23 protein-coding genes and 1 pseudogene are annotated in these 21,233 nt (G+C 60.1%); 4 read left to right on the top strand and 20 right to left on the bottom strand.

Features of this window, described 5'->3' with window-relative positions:
• Nucleotides 1-74 precede the first annotated feature (74 nt).
• The 11 genes and pseudogenes from ACIF4X_RS02070 to ubiE form a co-directional block, all read right to left on the bottom strand.
• Nucleotides 75-788 carry a methyl-accepting chemotaxis protein gene (locus ACIF4X_RS02070; protein ID WP_397480926.1) on the bottom strand — a complete coding sequence of 238 codons (714 nt, stop codon included), beginning with the start codon at nucleotides 786-788 and terminating at the stop codon, nucleotides 75-77.
• A 141-nt stretch (nucleotides 789-929) separates the two neighbouring features.
• Nucleotides 930-1,874: pseudogene (locus ACIF4X_RS02065) on the bottom strand (methyl-accepting chemotaxis protein); the annotation flags it as partial.
• A 320-nt stretch (nucleotides 1,875-2,194) separates the two neighbouring features.
• The gene (locus ACIF4X_RS02060) at nucleotides 2,195-2,902 is read right to left on the bottom strand and encodes a 16S rRNA (uracil(1498)-N(3))-methyltransferase (RefSeq protein ID WP_397480737.1); all 708 of its coding nucleotides are present in this window, start codon (nucleotides 2,900-2,902) and stop codon (nucleotides 2,195-2,197) included.
• A complete protein-coding gene (gene tatC, locus ACIF4X_RS02055) occupies nucleotides 2,899-3,690 on the bottom strand; it encodes a twin-arginine translocase subunit TatC (RefSeq protein WP_016984605.1) in 792 nt (263 codons plus the stop codon). Before tatC ends, ACIF4X_RS02060 begins: the two co-directional genes overlap by 4 nt.
• A complete protein-coding gene (tatB, locus tag ACIF4X_RS02050; RefSeq protein ID WP_397480736.1) occupies nucleotides 3,687-4,139 on the bottom strand; it encodes a Sec-independent protein translocase protein TatB in 453 nt (150 codons plus the stop codon). The genes tatC and tatB overlap by 4 nt, the downstream gene beginning before the upstream one ends.
• 10 nt (nucleotides 4,140-4,149) lie before the next feature.
• Nucleotides 4,150-4,431: a twin-arginine translocase TatA/TatE family subunit gene (locus ACIF4X_RS02045; RefSeq protein ID WP_003220847.1), complete on the bottom strand. Its 282-nt coding sequence runs from the start codon at nucleotides 4,429-4,431 to the stop codon at nucleotides 4,150-4,152.
• A gap of 25 nt (nucleotides 4,432-4,456) precedes the next feature.
• The gene (locus ACIF4X_RS02040; protein WP_003220849.1) at nucleotides 4,457-4,789 is read right to left on the bottom strand and encodes a phosphoribosyl-ATP diphosphatase; all 333 of its coding nucleotides are present in this window, start codon (nucleotides 4,787-4,789) and stop codon (nucleotides 4,457-4,459) included.
• Complete coding sequence (hisI, locus tag ACIF4X_RS02035; RefSeq protein ID WP_007909357.1) at nucleotides 4,782-5,183, bottom strand: phosphoribosyl-AMP cyclohydrolase; 402 nt, start codon at nucleotides 5,181-5,183, stop codon at nucleotides 4,782-4,784. The genes ACIF4X_RS02040 and hisI overlap by 8 nt, the downstream gene beginning before the upstream one ends.
• A gap of 120 nt (nucleotides 5,184-5,303) precedes the next feature.
• The gene (ubiB, locus tag ACIF4X_RS02030) at nucleotides 5,304-6,908 is read right to left on the bottom strand and encodes a ubiquinone biosynthesis regulatory protein kinase UbiB (protein ID WP_397480735.1); all 1,605 of its coding nucleotides are present in this window, start codon (nucleotides 6,906-6,908) and stop codon (nucleotides 5,304-5,306) included.
• Nucleotides 6,905-7,528, bottom strand: a complete 624-nt coding sequence (locus tag ACIF4X_RS02025; RefSeq protein WP_397480734.1) for an SCP2 domain-containing protein — start codon at nucleotides 7,526-7,528, stop codon at nucleotides 6,905-6,907. Before ACIF4X_RS02025 ends, ubiB begins: the two co-directional genes overlap by 4 nt.
• On the bottom strand, nucleotides 7,528-8,298 hold the full coding sequence (ubiE, locus tag ACIF4X_RS02020) for a bifunctional demethylmenaquinone methyltransferase/2-methoxy-6-polyprenyl-1,4-benzoquinol methylase UbiE (protein WP_397480733.1): 771 nt from the start codon (nucleotides 8,296-8,298) through the stop codon (nucleotides 7,528-7,530). The genes ACIF4X_RS02025 and ubiE overlap by 1 nt, the downstream gene beginning before the upstream one ends.
• Before the next feature lie 154 nt (nucleotides 8,299-8,452).
• On the opposite strand from ubiE, the gene ACIF4X_RS02015 reads away from it, so the two are divergent.
• The 3 genes from ACIF4X_RS02015 to ACIF4X_RS02005 all read left to right on the top strand — a co-directional run bounded on the left by ACIF4X_RS02015 (nucleotide 8,453) and on the right by ACIF4X_RS02005 (nucleotide 10,290).
• Nucleotides 8,453-8,728, top strand: a complete 276-nt coding sequence (locus ACIF4X_RS02015) for a polyhydroxyalkanoic acid system family protein (RefSeq protein WP_008080628.1) — start codon at nucleotides 8,453-8,455, stop codon at nucleotides 8,726-8,728.
• Nucleotides 8,729-8,933: 205 nt separating this feature from the next.
• Nucleotides 8,934-9,356, top strand: coding sequence for a phasin family protein (locus ACIF4X_RS02010; protein WP_025110281.1), 423 nt, complete (start codon nucleotides 8,934-8,936; stop codon nucleotides 9,354-9,356).
• 10 nt (nucleotides 9,357-9,366) lie between these two features.
• On the top strand, nucleotides 9,367-10,290 hold the full coding sequence (locus ACIF4X_RS02005; RefSeq protein WP_397480732.1) for a phasin family protein: 924 nt from the start codon (nucleotides 9,367-9,369) through the stop codon (nucleotides 10,288-10,290).
• A gap of 257 nt (nucleotides 10,291-10,547) precedes the next feature.
• Here ACIF4X_RS02005 and ACIF4X_RS02000 read toward each other — a convergent pair whose 3' ends face one another.
• The 9 genes from ACIF4X_RS02000 to argS all read right to left on the bottom strand — a co-directional run bounded on the left by ACIF4X_RS02000 (nucleotide 10,548) and on the right by argS (nucleotide 21,069).
• Nucleotides 10,548-11,168 carry a TetR/AcrR family transcriptional regulator gene (locus ACIF4X_RS02000; protein WP_064388882.1) on the bottom strand — a complete coding sequence of 207 codons (621 nt, stop codon included), beginning with the start codon at nucleotides 11,166-11,168 and terminating at the stop codon, nucleotides 10,548-10,550.
• Between the two features lie 30 nt (nucleotides 11,169-11,198).
• Nucleotides 11,199-12,881, bottom strand: coding sequence for a class II poly(R)-hydroxyalkanoic acid synthase (gene phaC / locus ACIF4X_RS01995; protein ID WP_397480731.1), 1,683 nt, complete (start codon nucleotides 12,879-12,881; stop codon nucleotides 11,199-11,201).
• 139 nt (nucleotides 12,882-13,020) lie between these two features.
• Nucleotides 13,021-13,875, bottom strand: a complete 855-nt coding sequence (gene phaZ / locus ACIF4X_RS01990; protein WP_034152967.1) for a poly(3-hydroxyalkanoate) depolymerase — start codon at nucleotides 13,873-13,875, stop codon at nucleotides 13,021-13,023.
• 141 nt (nucleotides 13,876-14,016) lie between these two features.
• Nucleotides 14,017-15,696 carry a class II poly(R)-hydroxyalkanoic acid synthase gene (phaC, locus tag ACIF4X_RS01985; protein ID WP_397480730.1) on the bottom strand — a complete coding sequence of 560 codons (1,680 nt, stop codon included), beginning with the start codon at nucleotides 15,694-15,696 and terminating at the stop codon, nucleotides 14,017-14,019.
• Nucleotides 15,697-15,954: 258 nt separating this feature from the next.
• The gene (locus ACIF4X_RS01980; RefSeq protein WP_283437984.1) at nucleotides 15,955-16,332 is read right to left on the bottom strand and encodes a DUF971 domain-containing protein; all 378 of its coding nucleotides are present in this window, start codon (nucleotides 16,330-16,332) and stop codon (nucleotides 15,955-15,957) included.
• A 126-nt stretch (nucleotides 16,333-16,458) separates the two neighbouring features.
• Nucleotides 16,459-17,796, bottom strand: coding sequence for an ATP-dependent protease ATPase subunit HslU (gene hslU, locus ACIF4X_RS01975; protein ID WP_064388878.1), 1,338 nt, complete (start codon nucleotides 17,794-17,796; stop codon nucleotides 16,459-16,461).
• Nucleotides 17,797-17,851: 55 nt separating this feature from the next.
• Nucleotides 17,852-18,382, bottom strand: coding sequence for an ATP-dependent protease subunit HslV (hslV, locus tag ACIF4X_RS01970; protein WP_016984593.1), 531 nt, complete (start codon nucleotides 18,380-18,382; stop codon nucleotides 17,852-17,854).
• 232 nt (nucleotides 18,383-18,614) lie between these two features.
• Nucleotides 18,615-19,331, bottom strand: coding sequence for an SPOR domain-containing protein (locus tag ACIF4X_RS01965; protein ID WP_007909385.1), 717 nt, complete (start codon nucleotides 19,329-19,331; stop codon nucleotides 18,615-18,617).
• Nucleotide 19,332: 1 nt separating this feature from the next.
• Complete coding sequence (gene argS / locus ACIF4X_RS01960; RefSeq protein ID WP_397480729.1) at nucleotides 19,333-21,069, bottom strand: arginine--tRNA ligase; 1,737 nt, start codon at nucleotides 21,067-21,069, stop codon at nucleotides 19,333-19,335.
• Here argS and ACIF4X_RS01955 point away from each other — a divergent pair.
• Nucleotides 21,068-21,190 (top strand): hypothetical protein, encoded by a 123-nt coding sequence (locus ACIF4X_RS01955; RefSeq protein ID WP_256579857.1) that lies wholly within the window; start codon nucleotides 21,068-21,070, stop codon nucleotides 21,188-21,190. The genes argS and ACIF4X_RS01955 overlap by 2 nt on opposite strands.
• Nucleotides 21,191-21,233: the final 43 nt, after the last annotated feature.

The following is a 21,233-nucleotide window of genomic DNA, read 5'->3' as shown; positions in this document are numbered from 1 at the left end:
CCTTCACTGTGGGAGCTGGCTTGCCAGCGATAGCATCACCTCGGTCCACAGCGAACCGAGGCAAATCAATCACCTCAAACCTTGAAGCGCCCCACCAATATCTGCAGGTGATTGCCCAGCCGCGCCAGTTCAACGCTGGAAGCCGCCGTCTCTTCACTCGCCGCCGAAGTTTGATCCGACACATCCCGCACATTCAGCACGCTACGGTTGATCTCTTCCGCCACCGCGCTCTGCTGCTCGGCGGCCGCCGCGATCTGCTGGTTCATCGCCTGAATCGCCGACACGGTACGGGTGATGCTTTCCAGCGAACCGCCCGCGCGACGGGTCAGCTCAACGCTGCTGTCGGTGAGGGTGCGGCTGTTGTCCATGATCGTTGCCACTTGCTGGGTGCCGTTTTGCAGGCCGACGATCAGCTCTTCGATCTCTTCGGTGGACTTCTGCGTGCGCTGGGCGAGGCTGCGAACTTCATCGGCAACTACCGCGAAACCACGCCCGGCTTCACCGGCACGCGCGGCCTCGATGGCGGCGTTGAGGGCCAGCAGGTTGGTTTGCTGGGCCACGGATTTAATCACGTCGAGGACGCTGCCGATCTTGTCGCTCTCGCGCTTGAGCTCGCCCATGGCTTCGGTGGAGTGACCGACTTCAACGGCCAGACGCTCGATCTGCGCGATGGCTTCGCCCACCACTTTGTCGCCCTCTCGGGCCTGTTGGTCAGCGGCGACGGCGGCTTCGGAAGCTTCTTCGGCGTTACGCGCGACTTCCTGCACGGTGGCGGCCATTTCGTTCATGGCCGTGGCGACCTGGTCGGTCTCGATCTTCTGATTGTTGACCCCGGCGCTGGTCTGCTCGGTCACCGCCGAGAGTTCTTCGGCAGCGCTGGCGATCTGAGTGACGCCATCGCTGATCCCGCCCACCAGTTCGCGCAAGCCTTGGGTCATGCTCTGCATCGAGCGTTGCAGTTGGCCGAGTTCGTCGCGACGCAGGGAAACGAGGTTGTGGGTCAGGTCGCCGGCGGCTACGCGCTCGGCAACTTTCAGGGTCTGGTTCAGCGGGATGATGATCTGGCGAGTGATCGCCCAAGCGGCCAGCAGACCGAACGCCACGGCCAGCAGAGTGGCGATGATCAGCATGTTCTTGGCGTGAGCGGCATCGGTGTCGCGCACCACGGTCTGCGATTCAGTGAGTTTCTTGCTGACGTCGATGAGGATGTCGCCCTGAGTCGACATGCGCGCTGCGGCCTTGGCGTTGTTGACCTGCGAGTCGCGGAACTGAGCGACCGCCGCACGATAGGCTTTGATCGAATCAGTGGCCTGTTGCAGGTTGGCAATGTGTTGCTCCGGCAGCTTGGCTGGCAGGCTGTCGAGGTTTTTCAGGGCGTTGTCGATGGCGTCGAGCGCCGGTTGCTCGGCTTCGGCCTTGCCGCTGTAGGTGTAGCCGCGCACTTGGTAGCGTGCTTGCTGCAGCAGTTTGCTCAGCTCGATCACGCTGTTGAATTGCGCGACGCTGTCACCCGCCAGCATGGATTTTTCCACTTCCGCGACTTTCGCCACGGCGTTGTCGGCACTCGCGCCAAGCTTGCTGCGGGCGTCTTCGCGCTGCACGGTGGCTTGGGTCATGTCGGCAAAAGCGCGTTTGTATTCGGCAACGGCGGCCAGTTGTTGATCGACCATCGCCGCGTCGGACGGCTGTTCAATCAGGCTGCGCGCGGTTTGCAGGCCGCTGTCGAGTTTGTTGAGCAGATCGGTGACCGCGCCCGGGCCTTGTTCGCCACGGCGTGCTTCGTAGTCCAGACGCGCGAGGCGCAGGTCCTTGGTCAGCTCATTGAGGCTGGAGATAAAACCGAGCTTGTCACCACGGCTGATAATGCCGCTCATGCCGGTCCAGCCGGTGAAGGTGATCAACAGTGTCAGCAACAGCACCAGGCCGAAACCGATTCCCAGCTTGCGTTTGACGCTGACGTTCCCAAGATTCTCGGCTAACCAACGGTACATGCGACGACTCCCCGACCACTAATTGGACTTATGGGGAGGGTATCGGCCGAATGATGGCAATCTGTAACACCATTTATCCGAGACGCCGCCATCGTGTAGGAGCTGTCGAGTGGAACGAGGCTGCGATCTTTTGATCTTGCTTCTAAAAAACAACATCAAAAGATCGCAGCCTTCGGCAGCTCCTACAGGGGAGCGGTGTTTGGTTAGAAGAGGCGGGCGAGCAGGGCGGTGACGGCGGTTTCGACGCGCAGGATACGTTCGCCCAGTTGCACCGGTTGCAGGCCGGACTTGGCGAGCAGATCGATTTCGTAAGGAATCCAGCCGCCTTCAGGGCCGATGGCCAGTGTCACCGGTTCGCTGAGCGCGCGCGGGCACGGCGGGTAGTTGCCGGGATGGCCGACCAGACCGAGAGTGCCTTCGGTAATCGCCGGCAGCCGGTCTTCAACGAAAGGCTTGAAGCGCTTTTCGATGATGATTTCCGGCAACACGGTGTCGCGGGCCTGTTCGAGGCCGAGGATCAAATTGTCGCGAATCGCCTCAGGCTCAAGAAACGGCGTTTGCCAGAAGCTCTTCTCGACCCGATAACTGTTGACCAGAATCACCTTCGACACGCCCATGGTCGCCACCGTCTGAAACACCCGACGGAGCATCTTCGGACGCGGCAGCGCCAGTACCAAGGTCAATGGCAGCTTGGCTGGCGGTGGCTGATCGAGGCTGACGCGCAATTCGGCTTCACCCGCTTCGAGGCGCAGCAACTCAGCGGAACCCATCAGTCCGTTGATGCGGCCGACGCGCAGGCTGTCACCGACTTCCGAACGGTGAACCTCCTGCATGTGCGTCAAGCGGCGATCACGCAGCACCACACGGTCGGCCGCAATGAAATCGGCCTCTTCGAGCAACAGCAGGTTCATGCCTGGGTCGCTGGCGGCTGGTCGTTGTGATCGTCGGCCGGGTTCTCGTCCGGACGTTCGCGCTTGCTGATCAAACCGCCGAACAGAATGCCGATTTCAAACAGCATCCACATCGGCACGGCCAGCAAGGTCTGCGAGAAAATGTCCGGCGGCGTCAGGATCATGCCGACCACGAAGCAGCCGATGATCACGTACGGGCGGATTTTCTTCAGGTATTTGACGTCGACCACGCCGATCCATACCAGCAGCACCACGGCCACCGGGATCTCGAACGCCACGCCGAAGGCGAAGAACAGCGTCATGACGAAATCGAGGTAACTGGCGATGTCGGTCATCATTTCCACGCCGGCCGGGGTGGCTGCGGCGAAGAACTTGAAGATCAGCGGGAACACGAAATAATAGGCGAACGCCATGCCGGTGTAGAACAGCAGAATGCTCGACACCAGCAACGGCACGGCGATGCGTTTCTCATGTTTGTACAAACCTGGCGCGATAAAGCCCCAGATCTGATGCAGGATCACCGGGATCGCGAGGAACAGCGAAACCATCATCGTCAACTTCAGTGGCGTCAGGAACGGCGACGACACGTCGGTGGCGATCATTGTCGCGCCGACCGGCAGGTACTGGCGCAGCGGCGTCGAGACGAAGGTGTAGATCTGCTGGGTGAACGCAAACAGCCCGGCGAAGATGATGAAGATCGCCGCCACACAACGCAGCAGGCGGGTGCGCAACTCGGTGAGGTGCGAAACCAGCGGCATGTGCTGGTCGTTTTCGGGGAGATCGCTCATGGGGCTCGCGGCGGCAATGTTGGGTCGTGAGGCGCTGGTTGGATCGGCGCGGCGGTCGGGGCTACGTGTTCAACCGAAGTTTCTACGGCTGCCGGTTCTGTCGGTGCTACAACGGCAGCAGGTGCGGCTACAGCGGGCGCAGCTGGCGCATGAATCGTCTGCTGCCCGACATGTTCGACTTCAACCGGCGTCGGCTCCTGCTGAACCGGATTGAAAATCTTCCGCGCCTCCTGCTCCAGCGACAGAATGTGCTCGTTGTGCAGTTGCCGACGTATTTCGTCGGCACCGATTTCACGTTCAACTTCCTGTTTGATCGCGTTGAAGCTGCGCTTCAGCCGTCCGACCCACAGGCCAGCGGTGCGCGCAGCGCCCGGCAGACGCTCGGGGCCCAGCACCAGCAGGGCGACGAGGCCGACGAGCAGCAGTTCAGAGAAGCTGATACCAAACATTAGTCAGTGCTCACACGTCTTTGCGGATCGGCTCTTCGACTTTCTGCGCCTGCACGTCGATGGTGTGCGGCGGGTTAGCCTGAGCGGTGGCTTGCGGCTGCACCGGTGGCACCGGCTGCGCAGGCGTCACGGTTGGATCAGCGGCCGGTTTCTCGTCGTCGTTCATGGCTTTGCGAAAGCCCTTGATCGACTCGCCGACGTCGGTGCCGAGGTTTTTCAGTTTCTTGGTGCCGAACACCAGCACCACGACAACCAGAATGACGATCCAGTGTTTCCAGTCAAAAATGCCCATGTTGCTGTTCCTCTCTAAAAATTGTTCAGGCGGACGGACGCGAGGCTTTCTCGACGTGTCCGGACAGGCCGAAGCGACGATCCAGTTCATCCAGCACGGCCTGCGGATGCTGCCCCAGTTGGGCGAGCATGACCATGCTGTGGAACCACAGGTCGGCGGTCTCGTAGATCACATCGCTGCAGTCGCCACTGATCGCGGCGTCCTTGGCGGCAATAATGGTTTCGACCGACTCTTCGCCGACTTTCTCCAGAATCTTGTTCAGGCCCTTGTGATACAGACTAGCTACATATGAGCTGTCGGCAGCGGCGCCCTTGCGCTCTTCAAGCACCTGAGCGAGGCGGGTCAGGGTGTCACTCATGTTTGTGTCCTGCGGAATAAATGGCGTGCGGGTCTTTCAGAACCGGGTCGACTGTCTTCCAGTCGCCGTTTTCGAAGACCCGGTAAAAGCAGCTTTGACGGCCGGTATGGCAAGCGATGTCGCCGATCTGTTCAACCATCAGGATGATCACGTCGGCGTCACAGTCCAGACGCATCTCATGCAAGGTCTGCACATGGCCGGACTCTTCGCCCTTGCGCCACAGCTTGCCACGGGAACGTGACCAGTAGATTGCACGGTTTTCCGCAGCGGTCAGTTCGAGCGCTTCGCGGTTCATCCAGGCCATCATCAGCACGCGTCCGGTCTTGTGATCCTGGGCAATCGCCGGCACCAGGCCATCAGCGTCCCACTTGATCTCGTCCAGCCAGTTTTTCATCTTCAATTCCCGAAACGCAGCTACAAGCTTTGAGCTTCAAGCTGCAAGTAAAAGCAGATTGCGGTGTTCCAGTATCGTCAGGCTTGCAGCTCGCAGCTTATAACTTGCAGCTGATTCGTGCTATCGGCGAACGACCAGATACAAGCCGACTGCCACCATGATTCCGGCCGGCCAATGCCCCAGTTCATGCAGCGGGCCACCGATGGCGAGGATCACCCCGCCGGCCAGATGCGAGCAACCAAGCAGGCGCAGGAACCAGTCGTCCTTGCGTTTATGCCACGGTGGCGGCGGGTCGTAGGCGTGCGGTTGCGACATGCGTTCGAGCAGATCGCGGGCCATGTTGGCCAGATGCGGCAGTTGTTCGAACTGGCTCTGCACGTTGCCGAGCAAGGCTTTCGGGCTCACACGCTCGCGCATCCAGCGTTCGAGGAATGGCTGCGCGGTGTTCCACAGGTCCAGATCCGGATACAGCTGACGGCCGAGACCTTCGATGTTCAGCAGGGTCTTTTGCAGCAGCACCAGTTGCGGCTGCACTTCCATGTTGAAGCGCCGTGCGGTCTGGAACAGGCGCATCAGCACCTGGCCAAATGAAATATCTTTTAACGGTTTTTCGAAGATCGGTTCGCACACGGTACGGATCGCCGCTTCGAATTCGTTGAGTTTGGTTTCTGCCGGCACCCAGCCGGAATCGATGTGCAATTGCGCCACACGCCGGTAGTCACGCTTGAAGAAGGCGAACAGGTTGCGCGCCAGATAATCCTGGTCTTCCGGGGTCAGGCTGCCGACGATGCCGCAGTCGATCGCGATGTACTGCGGACTCCAGGGATTGACGGTGCTGACGAAGATGTTGCCCGGGTGCATGTCGGCGTGGAAGAAGCTGTCGCGGAATACTTGGGTGAAGAAAATCTCCACGCCACGCTCGGCAAGCATTTTCATGTCGGTGCGCTGGTCGGCGAGGGTCGCCAGATCGGTGACCTGAATGCCGTAGATGCGCTCCATCACCAGCACTTTCGGCCGGCACCAGTCCCAATAGACTTGCGGCACATAGAGCAGCGGCGAACCTTCGAAGTTGCGCTTCAACTGGCTGGCGTTGGCCGCCTCGCGCAGCAGATCGAGTTCGTCGTAAATGGTTTTTTCGTAGTCCTGGACCACGTCGACCGGGTGCAGCAGACGCGCGTCGGCAGACACTTTCTCGGCAGCGCGAGCAAGGATGAACAGCCACGCCAGATCCTGCGCAATGATCGGCTTCAGACCCGGGCGTATGACCTTTACGACGACTTCTTCGCCGGTTTTCAACTGCGCGGCATGCACTTGCGCCACCGAGGCCGAGGCCAGCGGTTCGACGTCGAAACGGCTGAACACGTCGCTGATCTTCTTGCCGAGCTGTTCTTCGATCAGCTTGATCGACAGCTGCGAATCGAACGGCGGCACGCGATCCTGCAAGCGCATCAGCTCATCGGCGATGTCTTCCGGCAGCAGGTCACGGCGGGTCGAGAGAATCTGCCCAAACTTGATGAAGATCGGCCCGAGATCCTGCAACGCCAGACGCAAACGCGCGCCCCGGCTCAGATCCAGCGGCTTGCGCGGGAACCAGCGCCACGGCAGCACATAGCGCAGCGCGAGGAGGAACCAGGGCAGCGGCAGATCGAACAGCAGGTCATCGAGGCGGTAGCGGATCACGACGCGCTGGATGCGCAACAGACGGCGGACGGCAAGCAGCTTCATGCGTTATCGCTTGGGTCGAGGGATCGGGAAAGGCGCTCGAAACGCGCCTCGAGACGTTCCAGATCAAGTTTGATCCGGTCCAGTTCGCTGAACCGCGCTTCGGCTTCGCGCTGCCCGACGAGGGTGCGCGATTCTTCGGCGAGGTATTCGGCGAGGTTCTGGTTGAGGCTGGCAAATCCTTGTTGATACCAGCGCGCGCGGCTGCGCAGATGGCCACCGACCAGTTGCGTGGCGACAGGTCCCAGCCAGCGCGAGAGTTCGTACTCCCAGTCCAGCTCAAGATCCTGCAGCACACCGGCCAGCTCCAGCAACACGCTGCTGTCGCCATCGAGTTCGACTTCCGGGGCGTGCAACACCGCGGTCTTGTCTTTGCTCACGGCCAGTTTGACCAGGCTGGAGGCCGGCGCACGCAGGGTGCAGTCGACACCGGTTTCCCAGTGCGAGGCCAGCATCAGACCTTCGTCGCTCGGCAATATGAACAGTTGCAGCGCCGGGCTGCGGCAGTCGACGGCAATCACCTTGCCGGTCAAATGCGCCAGCCGCGGCAGCGCCGTGCTGTCGAGACGCAGCACCCGGTTGAGGCCGAGTTCAACGCTGGCGAGCAGCCCGGTAAGCAACATCAGGGCTTGATGCCACGGTGCAGGGCAACGATGCCTGCGGTCATGTTGTGATAGGTCACGCGGTCAAAACCGGCGTCGACCATCATCGACTTCAGGGTTTCCTGATTCGGGTGCATGCGGATCGATTCGGCCAGGTAGCGATAGCTTTCCGAGTCGTTGGTGATCAGCTTGCCCATCAGCGGCATGAAGGCGAACGAATAGGCGTCGTAGGCTTTCGACATCAGCGCGTTGGTTGGCTTGGAGAATTCCAGCACCAGCAGGCGACCGCCAGGCTTGAGCACGCGCAGCATCGAACGCAGGGCGTCTTCTTTGTGCGTCACGTTGCGCAGGCCGAAGGCGATGGTCACACAGTCGAAATGGTTGTCCGGGAACGGCAGCTTTTCGGCGTCCGCCTGAACGAACTCGACGTTGCCGGCGACACCCAGATCCAGCAGGCGGTCACGACCGACCTTGAGCATGGATTCGTTGATGTCAGCCAAGACCACCTGACCGGTCGGGCCGACCAGGTGCGAGAATTTTTTGGTCAGGTCACCGGTACCGCCGGCGATGTCCAGGACGCGGTTACCGCTGCGTACGCCCGACAGTTCGATCGCGAAACGCTTCCACAGACGGTGCATGCCGCCCGACAGAAGGTCGTTCATCAGGTCGTACTTGGCGGCTACCGAGTGGAAAACTTCAGCGACTTTTTCCGCTTTCTGGCTTTCCGGAACGTTTATTAAGCCGAAGTGAGTGGTGGGTTCGGCATCGCTGCCTTTGCGCTGATCAGTCATATCGCTGTCACCAAAAGAGAATGCGCGACATTCTAATCCCCAAGCCATGCTTTGTCTTGGAATGGCTAAAGGTAAGATGGGCAACCTTCGGGACGATTTGCCGCAGCGGCGGTCAAGATTTACCGGTACATCTTTTTAAATCAGGAGTCATGTAATGGCCAAAATCACTGTTGAGCGTGCCCACAGCCTGGGCAAGGAAGCCGCCCGCGAGAAGGCCGACAAGCTGGCGCAGAAACTCTCCGAGCAATATGGCCTGGAGCCGCAATGGTCGGGCGACACGCTGAACCTCAAGCGCTCGGGCGTGAAAGGCGCGGTGCATGTGGCGGACGATTCGATCAAGGTCGATGTGGAACTGGGCATCATGATGTCGGCCATGAGCGGCATGATCAAAGCCGAGATCGAGAAAGCCCTCGATAAAGCTCTGGTCTGAACATCAAAAGATCGCAGCCTTCGGCAGCTCCTACAGAGATACACATTCCCCTGTAGGAGCTGCCGAAGGCTGCGGTCTTTTCATTCAGGCACCACCGATTCATGTCAGTTGTTAGGGTGCCGTTTCTAATTTTTCTGCCTACTTTGTGCCTGAGCCCGACACTTTCCCGGGCAGTTCCTCAAACCTTCTGCGCGTGAGGTGCACCATGGCCAAAGTTATTTTGAAGAAAAAAATCGACGCTTCGACTTCTGCTCTGAGCGACGTCAAATCCTATGCCCGCAAGATCTGGCTGGCAGGCCTGGGTGCCTACGCCAAGGTCGGCCAAGAGGGCAGCGAGTACTTTCAAGAGCTGATCAAGGCTGGTCAAACTGTTGAAAAGAAAGGCAAAAAAGCCGTCACCGAAAAACTCGAAGCGGCCAACGCCGAGATCGATGAAGCCAAGAGCGAAGTGAGCTCTTTCAAAGGTCGTGTCGAAGTTCAGCTCGACAAGGTCGAGAAGGCGTTCGACTCCCGTGTCGCAAGCGCCTTGAATCGTATCGGCATTCCGTCTAAACATGACGTTGAGACACTCTCTGCTAAGCTCGATGAGCTGACGGCATTGCTCGAACGCGTCGCGCGTAAATCTTAAGGAGAACGGGATGGCTGGTAAAAAGAACACCGATAAAGAAGGCAGCTCGTGGATCGGGAAAGTCGAAGACTACTCCCGCAAAATCTGGCTGGCTGGTTTAGGCGTGTACTCGAAGATCGACACTGACGGCAGCAAGCTCTTCGATACATTGGTCAAAGACGGCGAGAAAGCCGAGAAGCTCACCAAGTCCGCAGTCGGCAAAAAAGTCGATGCCGCCAAGGACTCGGCTTCTTCGGCCAAGTCGCGCATCAGCGGCGTGAAAGATCGCGCACTGGGCAAGTGGGACGAGCTGGAAGGGGCTTTCGACAAGCGCCTGAACAGCGCGATTTCGCGCTTGGGCGTACCGAGCCGCAATGAAGTCAAAGCGCTCAACAGCAAGGTCGACACGCTGACCAAACAGATCGAAAAGCTTACCGGTCTGAAAGCTCAGCCTGTGGCGGCGAAAACCGCAGCGGCAAAACCGGCAGCGAAAACTGCGGCGGCCAAACCAGCAGCAAAATCCGCTGCCAAGCCACTGGCCAAAGCGGCGGCTAAACCCGCTGCAAAAGCCGCGGCTAAACCGGCTGCGAAAACTGCTGCCGCCAAGCCAGCAGCAAAAGCAGCAGCCAAACCGGTTGCCGCCAAAGCCGCTGCGAAACCGGCAGCGAAACCTGCGGCCAAAACTGCAGCAAAACCTGCCGCCAAGCCAGCCGCGAAAACCGCTGCCGCCAAACCGGCTGCCAAGCCTGCGGCGAAACCGGCAGCAGCGAAAAAACCGGCAGTGAAAAAACCGGCCGCGCCGAAAGCCGCTGCGCCGAAGCCAGCAGCACCTGCTGCAGCCAAGCCGGCCACCCCGGCAGCTCCGGTGAGCGCGTCGAACTCCGCCGCCGCACCGACTCCGGCGGCTACCCCGACTGTTGCATCGACGCCGTCGACGCCAACCAGTCAGTCCTGATTTATCAGGGCAAAACAAAACGCCCGGCCTGCGAAGGTCGGGCGTTTTTGTTTGTGCTTTTTAAAAGCGTACCCTCACCCCAGCCCTCTCCCGGAAGGAGAGGGAGCCGACCGAGGTGTCTGACGCTATACATCGACCTGAAAGATCGAGTCGATTATGGATTCAGCGCTTGGTTTTCACGTCGGCGTAATTCCCGAATATCCCCCAATCAGTCCCCTCTCCCTCCGGGAGAGGGGTAGGGTGAGGGGCTTTTGATTTCACTCGTGGTCTTCGAGGTATTGCAGGGCCATACGTTCGGTGGCGACTTTTACCGGCGGCAGTAGATGCGGCGCCACCAGCATCATGATCTGGTACACAACCAACCTCACCTCACCCTCACGATCCAGAATCCGCTGATAATCCAGCGAAAACAGCAACGTCATGGTGATCTGCTCAACCAACTGCCCCAACGCCTGCGTATCACTGACCAATTGCCCCCCCGCCTTCAACCGCGCCAGCAACGACGCCAGCGTGCGCTTCAGCGCGTTGAGCAAATGTCGAATCCCCTTGGCCAGTTTCGGCAATCGCCCGGCCAGGTTCGACAGGTCCTGAAACAGAAAGCGGTACTGCGCCAACCGCTCGACGATCAAATGCAAAAACAGCCAGTAATCTTCCGGCGCCAGTTCCACATCTGCCGGCGGATCGAGCAGTGGCGCCAGTTCATTCTGGAAGCGTTCGAACAACCCGAGAATCAGCGGTTCCTTACCATGGAAGTGGTAGTAAAGGTTGCCCGGGCTGATGCCCATTTCGTTGGCGACCTCCATGGTGGAGACGTTCGGCTCGCCCTTTTCGTTGAACAGTTGCAAAGCACATTCGAGAATCCGGTCGCGGGTTTTCATCCAGTCTTCTTAGAAAAGTTCGGTTAAGCGTCAGCGCACGCGCACGTAGGTACCGGGTGCGGCCTCCATCGGTGGATAGTTCGGGTTGCCGAGGGTGAACGAGGTGTCGTGCTGGGCGCCGGAGCGCTGTTGAATCCATTCCAGCCACTGCGGCCACCAACTGCCGTCGACGTGTTTGCCGTCGTAGTACCAGGCACGCGGGTCGCTGCTCATTTTGCCGTTCTCGACGTACGCGGCTTTCGGATTGCTCGGCGGGTTGAGGATGCTCTGCACATGGCCGCTGTTGGACAGCACAAAGCGTCGCTCGCCACCGAGCAGCAGGGTCGAGCGATACACCGCGTCCCACGGGGTGATGTGGTCGTTCATGCCGGCAACGCTGAAGCTGTCGACGGTAACTTTCTGTAGATCAATCGGCGTGCCGCACACTTCCAGCCCGCCCGGATGGGTCAGCGGGTTGTGCTTGAAGAAGTCCAGCAAATCGCCGTGAAACGCGGCGGGCAGGCGGGTGTTGTCGTTGTTCCAGTAGAGAATGTCGAAGGCCGGCGGCTCTTTGCCCAGCAGGTAATTGTTGACGAAGTAGCTCCAGATCAAATCGTTGGGGCGCATCCAGGCGAAGACCTTGGCCATGTCGCGACCGTCGAGCACGCCTTTCTGATAGGAGCGGCGCTTGGCGGCTTCGAGGGTTTGTTCGTCGGCGAACAGCGTGGCCGAGGTTTCGATTTCACTGTCGAGCAGGCTGACCAGATAGGTTGCGCTGGAAACCCGCCGCAGTTGTCGTTTGGCCTGCAAATGCCCTTGCAGGGCGGCGATGGTCAGCCCGCCAGCGCAAGCGCCCATCAGATTGACCTCGCGGGCGCCGGTGATCGCCCGGCAGATGTTCATCGCTTCTTCTACCGCTTCGACGTAGGTCGACAGGCCCCATTCGCGATGGCGTACATCCGGGTTGCGCCAACTGATCATGAACGTTTGCAGGCCGTTCTTCAGGGCGTACTGGACGAAGCTGTTGTGCGGGCTCAGGTCGAAAATGTAGTACTTGTTGATTTGCGGCGGCACCACCAGTAGCGGCTTGGCGTACTGCTTTTCGCTCATCGGTTTGTACTGGATCAGCTCCAGCATTTCGTTGCGAAATACCACCGAACCGGTGGTGGTGGCGACGGTCTTGCCGACCTCGAAAGCCTGTTTGGTCACCTGACGTGGCAGGCCGTCGTTGTGCAGCAAGTCATCGAATAAATGGCTGAGGCCGCGCACCAGGCTGTGCCCACCGGAGTTGAACAGCTCCTTGACCGCCAGCGGATTGAGCAGGGTGTTGGACGGCGCCACGGCGTCGTTGAGCAAGGTGAAGGCGAAGTGCGCCCGAGCGCGATCGTCCGGGCTCATGTTGCTTTCATCGATCCAGCTTTTGACCTGCTTCTGCCAGGCCAGATAGGCCTGCAGGCTGCGCCGGTAAAACGGGTTGAGGCTCCACGCCGGGTCAGCGAAACGGCTGTCGTTCGGATTGGTCGGGTGCAGGGTTTCACCGAGCAGGACGCGGCCCAGCTGGCCGCCAAGCTTCAAGGCATGCTTCGCGCTGTGAATCGGGTTGCGCAGGCCATGGGCGGCGACGCTGCGCAAGGTCGAGATCAAATCCCGCCCACGCAGGCCGGTGATCGCACTTTGTGCGTTGATAAACACGGCGGGGCTGGGCACCACGCCCGTCGCTGGTTTGTCGCGCATGACTCAACACTCCTTCGTCTTCAGGCCAAAAACACACTCACCGAACCAGAACACCATAGACGCTGTTGCGGGTTGCTGCCTGCGCGGCGTCCTGCCGCGCACTCTCTGCCAAAGGCCTGCATAAAGCCTGCCGCCGGGGTTAACCGCCGAGCGGTGTCGGATGCGGGTGCATCACCGCGCGCTGACGTTCCTCCTGGAGAAACTTCATGATGATCGGCGCCACCGCTTCGGCGCGGGTAATCAGGAACAGATGACCGTCGTCGATGATGTGCAGTTGGGCGTTGGGAATGCGCCAGGCGAGCATGCGCATGTTAATCAATGGGATCAGCGGATCGTCATCGCCGGCCAGCACCAGCGTCGGCTGATGGATCTTGTGCAGCCAGTGAATGCTGGTCCAGCCGAGGCCGGCAAACAGCTGCCAGTAATAACCGAGCTTGCCCGCCGAACGCACTTTCGCCGCGTGGCTGGCCGCCAGCGTCGGGTCGCGGCGGAACGAGCCGCCGTAGATAAGCGGGGCGATGCGGATCACGTGCGAAGGCTGAATGTAGCGCCGTGGACTGGCCATCATCCACAGCACTTTCGGTTTGCCCGGTACCATCACGGCACCGGCAGCGGTCGCCGCCAGCACCAGTTTCTTGCAGCGCTCGGGGTAGTCGTAGGCGAACTGCTGCGCGAGGGCGCCGCCCCACGACACGCCGATGACGTTGACTTGCCCATAGTCGAGGTAATCGAGCATGCGCGAGGTCAGCTTGGCCAGACCGGGAAAGCGATAAGGCCGATTAGGCGTGGACGAGCCGCCGACACCGGGGACGTCGAAAGCGATCACTTCCAGGTCCGGGTCCAGCGCCGCGACAAACGGAAACACCAGCTCCAGGTTGGCGCCGATGCCGTTGAAAATCAGCAAGGGCGTCAAGTGAGGCTTGCCGGGGCGTACCGCCGTGCGGAGGGTCTGGCCATCCAGATCGACGGTACGGAATATGAACGGTTGCGGCATGCTTCAGGCCCTGTGGATTTCAAGTACACCCCGCCCCTGTGTAGGAGCTGCCGAAGGCTGCGATCTGTTGATCTTGATTTTAAAAACAGAATCAAGAGATCGCAGCCTGCGGCAGCTCCTACATTGGGCCGGGTGTGTCAGTTACCGCTCGTGTACGTAAGTGCCCGGCGAGGCTTCACCCGCCGGATACGCCTTGTTGCCCAGTTTCAACGGAGCCTTTTTCAGGTTGCCCGAGCGCTCGGCCTGCCACGCCTGCCAGTACAGCCACCAGGAATCGGTGTGCTTGGTCGAGTTCTCTTGCCACTCATCGGCATTGGCCGCCATTTCTTCGCCGGTCATGTAACGCGATTTCGGGTTGCCCGGCGGGTTCAGAATGCTCTGGATATGCCCGCTGCTCGACAGCACGAATTCGACCTTGCCGCCAAACAACTGCGCCGACTTGTAGCAGGACTTCCACGGTGTGATGTGATCGTTGGTGCCAGCCAGCGAGAAGATGTCGGCCGTGACCTGCTTGAGGTCGATCGGCGTGCCGCACACTTCCAGTGCATTCGGGCGGATCAGTGGATTGTTTTTGAACATCTCGATCAGGTCACCGTGGAACGCCGCCGGTAACCGTGTGGTGTCGTTGTTCCAGAACAGGATGTCGAACACCGGCGGCTCGTTGCCGAGCAGGTAGTTGTTGACCCAGTAGTTCCAGATCAGGTCATTCGGGCGCATCCACGCAAAGACCTTGGCCATGTCTTTGCCTTCGAGCACGCCGGCCTGGTACGAGTGGCGCTTGGCGGTCTCCAGGGTCTGCTCGTCGACGAACAGGGCGACGTCGCTGTCCAGCGTCGTGTCGAGCACGCTGACCAGCAGCGTGAGGGCATTGACCTTCTTCTCGCCGATCGCCGCGTAGTGGCCGAGCAGGGCGGTGCAGGTGATGCCGCCGGAGCAGGCGCCGAGCATGTTCACATCTTTGCTGCCGGTGATGGCGGTAACCACGTCGACGGCTTCTTTCAGCGCATTGATGTAGGTCGACAGGCCCCACTCGCGCTGCGCCTTGGTCGGGTTGCGCCAGCTGACGATAAACGTCTGCACGTTATTGCGCAGGCAGAAGCGCGCCAGACTCTTGTCCGGGCTCAAATCGAATACGTAGAACTTGTTGATCTGCGGCGGCACCACCAGCAACGGGCGCTCGTGGACTTGCTCGGTGATCGGCTTGTACTGGATCAGCTCCAGCACGTCGTTGCGAAACACCACCGCGCCTTCGGTGACACCAAGGCTCTTGCCGACCTCGAACGCGCCCATGTTGACCTGGCTCGGCATGCCGCCGTTGTGGACCAGATCCTTGGCCAGATGCGAGAGACCGTCGAGCAGGCTTTTGCCGCCGGTTTCGAAGAAACGTTTGACGGCAGCCGGGTTGGCGGCCGTGTTGGTCGGGGCCATGGCTTCGGTCATCAGGTTGATAACGAAGTGGCCGCGCGCGATGTCTTTGGGTGACAGGCTGCTGTCGTCGATCCAGGCGTGGAGTTCCTTGCGCCACGCCAGGTAAGTTTGCAGATAACGTTTGTAGAGCGGGTTCTGGCTCCACGCAGGATCGGCGAAGCGACGGTCATCGCCAGCCGGTTGCAGTTCGGATTTGCCAAACAGCACGTTCTTCAGTTCGAGGCCGAAATGGGTGACGTGCCTGACGCTATGGATCGGTTGTTTAATGGCCTGTTTCAGCACCATACGAGCAGAGGCCAGCAGATCCTTTCCGCGTAGCCCAACGACGGGATTAAGCCCCAGGGTGTTTTCCGAGGCTTGGTACTTCAGGTCATCGTTATTCTTGTTACTCATCTACGACGCTCCATTGTCCTGAGACGAGTACCCGGTTTTCTGCTGTGCAGTTCCACAGCCAATGCCAGGTACTACTGCTCGGGTGACCGTTAATTCTGCATAGCTGCTTTACAGTCGTAGAGCACTGCAGGGAACTTGCCAGCTCCATTGGTTACCCGAGTTTAATTTTTTTCGCAAGCAGCCGATCCTCGACCACTTAAGCGGAGCATTCAAACAGATGAATTTAGAAAATGCCCTCTAATGAGCGCAACGCTCGGACTAGAGCATCAGCTTGACGATCGACTCGTTCGGATCGCGGGTTTTTCCGGCGGCTTTGAGCTCGGCCAGATAATCGGCCCAGAGTGCGTCATAACGTCGCCCCAGCTCGTAGAGATAATCCCAGGTGAAGAGGCCGCTGTCGTGACCATCGTCGAAGGTCAGTTTCAGTGCGTAGTGACCGGCCGGTTCCAGTTTGCTCAGACCGACATTGATCTTGCCGAATTGCAGGATTGGTTTGCCGTGGCCCTGGACCTCGGCGGAGGGAGAATGCACGCGCAGGAATTCGGCGGGCAGAGTGTATTCCTCGCCGGACGCGTAAGTGAGCGTCAGGGTTTTCGAGGCTTTGTGCAGTTTGATGTCGGTGGGGATAGTAGTCATTGCAGGTCATCCGACTAGAGGAACACCCTGTAGGAGCTGCCGCAGGCTGCGATCTTTTGATCTTGTCTGTTAAAAATCAAAGTCAAAAGATCGCAGCCTGCGGCAGCTCCTACAGGGAGAAGTGACCTACAGGATATAACGGGACAGGTCTTCGTTCTGCGCCAATTCGCCGAGGTGGCTGTTGACGTATTCGGCGTCGATCAGAATCGGCTTCTCATCGTGGGTGCTGGCCAGATCGCCGGCGCTGAACGACACCTCTTCGAGCAGGCGCTCAAGCAGCGTGTGCAGACGACGGGCACCAATGTTCTCGGTCTTCTCGTTGACCTGCCAGGCGATCTCCGCCAGACGCTTGATGCCTTCGGGCTGGAACTGGATGTTCAGGCCTTCGGTTTTTAGCAGCGCGCAATATTGCTCGGTGAGCGAGGCATGCGGTTCGCTGAGGATACGTTCGAAGTCCGACGGGCTCAGCGCTTTGAGTTCAACGCGGATCGGCAGACGACCTTGCAGCTCAGGCACCAGATCGCTCGGCTTGCTCAGGTGGAACGCGCCGGACGCGATGAACAGGATGTGGTCAGTTTTGACCATGCCCAGTTTGGTGTTGACGGTGCAGCCTTCGATCAGCGGCAGCAGGTCGCGCTGTACGCCTTCACGGGACACATCGGCGCCGCCGACATTGCCGCGCTTGGCGACTTTGTCGATCTCGTCGATGAACACGATGCCGTGCTGCTCAACCGCTTCCAGCGCCTTGGCTTTCAGCTCTTCTTCGTTGACCAGACGCCCGGCTTCTTCGTCGCGCACCAGCTTGAGTGCTTCTTTGACCTTGAGCTTGCGCGCCTTCTTCTTGCCCTTGCCCATGTTGGCAAACAGCGACTGTAGCTGGTTGGTCATCTCTTCCATGCCCGGCGGCGTGGCAATTTCGATGCCGGCAACCTCGGCCACTTCGATCTCGATTTCCTTGTCATCCAACTGACCTTCGCGCAGACGCTTGCGGAACAACTGACGGGTGTTGGAATCGGAGCTCGGCGCTTCTTCATTGCTGAAGCCCATGCGGGCCGGCGGCAGCAGCGCGTCAAGGATACGATCCTCGGCAGCGTCTTCGGCGCGGTGACGCACGCGAGTCATTTCCTGCTCGCGGAGCATCTTGATCGCAGCGTCGGCCAGATCACGGATGATCGATTCGACGTCACGACCGACGTAACCGACTTCGGTGAACTTGGTCGCTTCGACCTTGATGAACGGCGCGTTGGCCAGTTTCGCCAGGCGACGGGCGATCTCGGTTTTACCGACACCAGTCGGGCCGATCATCAGGATGTTTTTCGGGGTCACTTCAACGCGCAGCTCTTCAGGTAGCTGCATGCGGCGCCAGCGGTTGCGCAAGGCAATCGCGACGGCGCGCTTGGCATCGTCCTGGCCGATGATGTGGCGATTGAGTTCGTGGACGATTTCGCGGGGAGTCATGGACATAGTAGTTGGCGGTCCTCAAGCACAAACAAGCCGTGGCACGGTGGCCAAGACAGGCTTATTCGGCGAGATCCTGCTCCTCAATGGTCTGAGTGTGGTTGGTGAATACACAGATGTCGCCAGCGATGCCGAGCGCGGTTTCGACGATTTCGCGGGCCGACAGGTCGGTCTTTTTCAACAGGGCGCTGGCCGCAGCCTGCGCGTAACCGCCGCCGGAACCCATGGCGATCAGGCCATCTTCAGGTTCGACCACGTCACCGTTGCCGGTGATGATCAGCGAAGCGTCTTTGTTGGCAACCGCGAGCATCGCTTCGAGGCGGCTCAGGGAGCGGTCGGTGCGCCATTCTTTGGCGAGTTCGACAGCGGCGCGCACCAGGTGGCCCTGGTGTTTCTCGAGCTGGCCTTCGAAACGTTCGAAGAGGGTAAAGGCGTCGGCGGTGGCACCGGCAAAACCGGCGATGACCTGACCGTGGTACAGGCGACGAACTTTTTTCGCGTTGCCTTTCATCACGGTATTGCCGAGAGAAACCTGGCCGTCGCCGCCCATGACGACTTTGCCGTGACGGCGGACTGAAACGATGGTGGTCAAGGGAAGAGTCTCCACACAGCGGGGCGAAAGTGCCTTATGCCCATTCATATGGGGGTGCTGGAGAGGATTTCAACCGTAGCGCAGGAGAGGGGACGAGCGGCGTCTTTTATTTGATCGTTCCCACGCTCTGCGTGGGAATGCAGCCCGGGACGCTCCGCGTCCCTTCACTGCTGCGACGCAGAGCGTCCCTTGAGGCATTCCCACGCAGAGCGAGGGAACGATCGTCGGTGTATCAGCGGCTCTGGCGTTGTTGTAACAACAGGTTGCTGAAGCCGGCGCCGGCCAGTTGTTTCTGCGCCGTGGTCAGCTGTTCACGGTTACTGAACGGGCCGACCAAAACGCGATACCAGGTTTCATCCTTCACCGTGCCGGATTCAACCGCCACCGCCTGACCGAGCAGAATGATCTGCGCGCGGACCTTGTCGGCATCGGTTTCCTTGCGGAACGAACCGGCCTGCAGGAAGAACTTGGTCACCGGCGCCGCTTTGCTCACCGGTGGCGCTGGCGGCGGGGTAATACCGGCCAAGGCTGCCTGAGCGCGCGCGGTGTCGATCTTCGCCGCTTCCGCCGGGGTCACCGGCGTGGTCGGGATGGCCGGCACTTGTGGCGTCGGCAAGGTCTTCTCCGGCACCGCATCCGGCGGCACGATCACTTCCGATTCCGGCAGCAGGGTGTAGAAGTCGTACTTCGGCTTCACTGGTTGGGTCGGGCTCGGCGGGGTCTTGTTGGCCTCGGCGATTTTCGACGCTTTCTGCTGTTGCGCCTGTTCGACCTTCTCACGCTTGACCGTGTCGCTGCCCTTGCCTGGTTCCAGCTTCATCAGGAACACGATAAACGCGCCGACCGTGAGGCCGATGGCCATCCACAGCCAACCCGGAATCGGTTGCTTCGCAGGAGCTTGGTAACGGCTGGCGCCACGCTTGGGTGCAGGTTTTTTCTTGGCAGCCAACTTACATACGCTCCAGAGTTTCCAGACCCAACAGCTCCAGGCCTTGCTTGAGGGTGCGACCGGTCAGCGCGGCCAGACGCAGACGGCTCTGCATCTGGGCCGGGGTTTCGGCAGCGAGGATCGGGCAGTTCTCGTAGAAGCTGGAGAACAGGCCGGCAACGTCGTACAGATAAGTGCAGAGAATGTGCGGCGTGCCTTTGTCGGACACGTTGTTCAGCACTTCGCCGAACTGCGCCAGTTTCGCCGCCAGTTCTTGTTCGTGCGCCGCTTCGAGGACGATCTGGCCGTCGACTTCGCTGAAGTCCTTGCCCAGTTTGCGGAACACGCCGGCCACGCGGGTGTAAGCGTAAAGCAGGTACGGCGCGGTGTTGCCTTCGAAATTCAGCATCAGGTCGAAGTTGAAGCTGTAGTCGCTGGTGCGGTGCTTCGACAGGTCGGCGTATTTCACCGCGCCGATGCCGACGACTTTGGCGATGTTGCGCAGCTCGTCTTCGGCAAGCGTAGGGTTCTTTTCTTTCACCAGGTTGTAGGCGCGTTCCTGCGCTTCGGTCAGCAGGTCGATCAGCTTCACGGTGCCGCCGTCACGGGTCTTGAACGGACGGCCGTCGGCGCCGTTCATGGTGCCGAAGCCCATGTGTTCCATCTCCATCGGATGGGTCACGAAGCCAGCCTTGCGCGCCACGGCGAACACTTGCTGGAAGTGCAGGGCCTGACGCTGGTCGACGAAGTACAACGCGCGATCGGCTTTCAGTTTGCCGCTGCGGTAGCGCACGGCCGCGAGGTCAGTGGTGGCGTAGAGGTAACCGCCGTCAGCCTTGACGATGATCACCGGCAGCGGGCCGCCGTCGGCGTTCTTGAACTCGTCGAGGAACACGCACTGCGCGCCGTTGCTCTCGACCAGCATGCCGGCCGCTTTCAGGTCGTTGACCACGTTGATCAGGTCGTCGTTGTAGGCGCTTTCGCCCATCACGTCGGCCATGGTCAGTTTGACGTTGAGCAGTTCGTAGATCTTCTGGCAGTGCGACAGCGAGATGTCCTTGAACTTGGTCCACAGCGCCAGGCACTCGGCATCGCCGGCCTGCAGCTTGACCACCAGACCACGGGCGCGGTCGGCGAATTCTGCGGACTCGTCGAAACGCTGTTTGGCGGCGCGGTAGAAGTTTTCCAGGTCAGACAGCTCGTCGCTGGTGATCGGGTTTTCCTGCAGATAGGCCATCAGCATGCCGAACTGGGTGCCCCAGTCGCCGACGTGGTTCTGACGGATCACCTCGTCGCCGAGGAATTCGAGGACGCGGGCCACGCCGTCGCCAATGATGGTCGAGCGCAAGTGGCCAACGTGCATCTCTTTGGCCAGATTCGGTGCCGACAGGTCGACCACGGTGCGCTGCGCCGGGCCGGCCTTGCGCACGCCAACATGGGCATCAGCCAACGCAGCGTCGAGACGCGAAGCCAGCGCCTGGGTGTTCTGGAAGAAGTTGATGAAGCCCGGGCCGGCGATTTCGGCCTTGGTGACGTTCTCGTCAGCCGGCAGCGTGGCGATGATTTTTTCCGCCAGATCGCGCGGCTTCATGCCCGCAGGCTTGGCCAGCATCATCGCGATGTTGCTGGCGAAGTCGCCGTGGGTCTTGTCGCGGGCGTTCTCCACCTGGATCGCCGGCGTCAGGCCTTCAGGCAACACACCTTCGTTGACGAGTTGGGTGAGGGCTTGTTGGATCAGCTGGCGAATGGTGTCTTTCATGGTCTTCTCTTTCGACCGCAAGCGCGGCGGGCGCATCGATGCGCGGGTGGAAAAACTGGGCATTATCCGTTGCGAAGACGGGCTTGCCAACCTTAGCAGGCAGCTTATGGATATGTGGTGACATTAAAGGCAAAAGATCGCAGCCTGCGGCAACTCCTACAGGT

This window comes from Pseudomonas sp. NPDC085632 (assembly GCF_044541255.1).
Classification (GTDB): domain Bacteria; phylum Pseudomonadota; class Gammaproteobacteria; order Pseudomonadales; family Pseudomonadaceae; genus Aquipseudomonas.
Note: the sequence above shows the minus strand (reverse complement) of the source record. Positions and strands in the feature narration are given on the sequence as shown.